At 33.3% G+C, this 490-nt stretch carries 1 protein-coding gene and 1 pseudogene; both read left to right on the forward strand.

Annotated features, from left to right (window positions below; translation table 11 throughout):
• Nucleotides 1-189: spore germination protein (locus tag ACP3VS_RS24235; RefSeq protein ID WP_426390296.1), on the forward strand; the 189-nt coding region annotated here is incomplete at its 5' end.
• Nucleotides 190-215: 26 nt separating this feature from the next.
• A pseudogene (locus ACP3VS_RS24240) lies at nucleotides 216-490 on the forward strand (spore gernimation protein); the annotation flags it as partial.

The raw sequence follows: 490 nt of genomic DNA on the forward strand, positions 1-490 counted from the left end.
GCAACATTACTAATTGCCTCCTTTTTTGGAATGTATGGCTTTGTTTTAAGTGTCTTATTTTTCTTAACATATATCTCTTCATTAGAAAGCTTCGGGCATCCTTACCTTTCTACATTTTCAAAAGTAAGTATACCTGATCTTATTAAAGGTTTTTTAAAAATGCCCTTTAGAATTAAAATAAAAGACTGACTGTTTTTCAGCAGAAAGGAGTTTATATGTCCCATTATAATTCCCCATACAAAATGACATTAATTTTTCCTTTATTATTTATTCTAGGCGGCTGTTTAGGTACCAAGGAGATTCAAAGTGAAGTTTATATTACCGCTCTTGGTATAGATTATTCTAATGAAATGTATCATTTATATTTTCAAGCTTTCGGATTTACCAATGTTGCGGGCTCAGATCCTGGCATAGCATCTGAGCCTGCTCCAATTGTTGTTGGACATGGAGAAGGTGAAACTATTCAGGGAGCAATCGATGATATAGAAAA

The organism is Lysinibacillus sp. VIII_CA (assembly GCF_049943995.1).
In the GTDB taxonomy this organism is placed as follows: Bacteria; Bacillota; Bacilli; order Bacillales_A; family Planococcaceae; genus Lysinibacillus; species Lysinibacillus pinottii.